The organism is Hyphomonas oceanitis SCH89 (assembly GCF_000685295.1).
In the GTDB taxonomy this organism is placed as follows: Bacteria; Pseudomonadota; Alphaproteobacteria; order Caulobacterales; family Hyphomonadaceae; genus Hyphomonas; species Hyphomonas oceanitis.
This window is the reverse complement of sequence record NZ_ARYL01000102.1, coordinates 1-1,898: the sequence shown is the minus strand read 5'-3', so window position 1 is coordinate 1,898 and position 1,898 is coordinate 1. Positions and strand designations below refer to the sequence as shown.

Annotated in this window: 2 protein-coding genes; both read right to left on the bottom strand. The window is 52.0% G+C overall.

The features are described from left to right. A partial coding sequence (locus HOC_RS22025; protein WP_199285893.1) for an alpha/beta hydrolase occupies window positions 1–422 on the bottom strand: 422 nt, incomplete at its 3' end. 84 nt (window positions 423–506) lie between these two features. Then, window positions 507–1,898: TonB-dependent receptor domain-containing protein (locus tag HOC_RS20370; RefSeq protein WP_206741631.1), on the bottom strand; the 1,392-nt coding region annotated here is incomplete at its 5' end.

Genomic DNA, 1,898 nt, shown 5'->3' with positions numbered 1-1,898 from the left:
CACAAGGGCGGGCAGACCGGACGGTTACGGTCAATGTAGCCTCTGAGTTCGCGGACGGCCATTAGAGAATTCATATTAGTGTTGCGTGTGTCTTCTGCAGCTGTCGGATCAATTTCAAGGCGTCCATCACTTTCACCCCAGCCGCGGTAGTCAAACAACATGACGGCATAACCAGCGCGTGCAAAAAAAACTGCATCTTCGCGGAAATGAGCCGCCGTGCCCCCCCACCCGTGTGCCATCAATATGGTCGGTAGGGACATGTCCTGAGTGTCATGTGGCGCAAACCACTGCGAAACAAGGCGCACGTTCTCGCTTTTAAAGTCCTCAAACCAAAAATGGACATCGTCTGGGGGTGTATATTTTTTTAGTTTGGGGAGTGTGTGTATGCGGGCTGGATCGGAGTTTGACTGCTGAGATGTCATTCGCTCAGTTTCCTTTCGTGAAGATTAGAAAAGGCTCCGGACCATGGGAGTGGCCCGGAGCAGGGGTGGGGAAACTAGCTGAGCTCAGAATTCCTTAGACAGTCCTACCTTGAATACACGGCCCAGAGGGGAGCCGATAAAGGCATCGTAAGATCGGTCTGTTCTGGCAAATGGTGGATTTTCGTCGAGCAGATTGCTTACGCTAAGGGACAACTTGGCATCGCGTGGCAAGTTGCGCAGGTAATGCAAGTCGATAGTGAAGAAGGAATCGATCTTAGCGCCTGTCGGTGCAAAGGTGCCAAGCGGGTACCCGGGAAGAGAGCTGAACAGATCCGATGACTTGCCATTTCCGGCTCGTTCGTCGTCTATGCCATCAATATAGTTGGCAACAGCGCGAAGGTTCTGATTCTCCCTTTCCCAGTTTGCGAATATTTGTCCACGATACTGCGGCAGTGAGTTCGGATCTCGACTGGCATTGAAAAGCCCGACAGCATCATAAGCAGGCGTGATTTCAATTCCATATTGCTCTCTAGCATCTACCTGGTAGCGGAAATTATATGTGCCCTGGAAACCGAGCGATAAATCCCCCTGCAAAACGTTTTCGAAAAGGTAGGAGGCTGACACATCAATGCCATCAAGCGAAGTATCCGGGCCGTTCACATTGAGGTAGTCTACTCGGGCAATTCCGGCAACGGTACCGCAGCCTGCTGCATTGAATTGGAACCGTGCAGCGAGATCCTGAAATGCGGGATCGCTACACCTGTCTGGCTGACCCGTAGGGAGCAGAGCCTCAATCAAGGCGCCTGCATCTTCCGTGATGAGCTGGTCTTTCAGATCATAGCGCCAATAGTCGATTCGTCCGCTGAAATTACCAGGATTTGCAATAAAGCCGAAATTGTAGCTGGTTGACGTTTCTGGTTTGATGTCCGGATTGCCGCGCAAAGTGACCGGAACGCGAGTTGCTCCAAATGCTGCTGTCAGGGATGCGCTAAGGCTTGGGTCCAGTTGAGCAATCGAAGGTGTTCGATAAGCTGTGCCGACAGACCCGCGTATAGCGTAATCTGGGTGGAATTGCCATTTCGCTGAGATCTTGGGATTCACCGTGTCTCCTGCATCATGAGACTCATGCCGGATTGCGAAATTCACATTGAATGTATCACTAAAGGGAAGACTCAGTTCTGCGAATTCAGCCGAGACACTCTGGTCGTATCCCCGCAGCTGTGTTGCTGTAAAAATCGACATCGGGCCACGCGGATTACCCTGGCATGATGAAAGCGGTGCGCCTTCCTCGATGCATGGATTAATGTCGAAGTTCGCAATGTTGGAAACATCATTTTGCGTGCCGAACCAGCGATACTGAGCGCCGATAGCCCATTCCATATTGCCGCCACTCAAGGCTATTGCAGGAATTGCACCCTTGAGGACACCCTCGGCAGTCATGAGCTGATGATCGTGTCCCGCGGCGTGGTGTAGCTG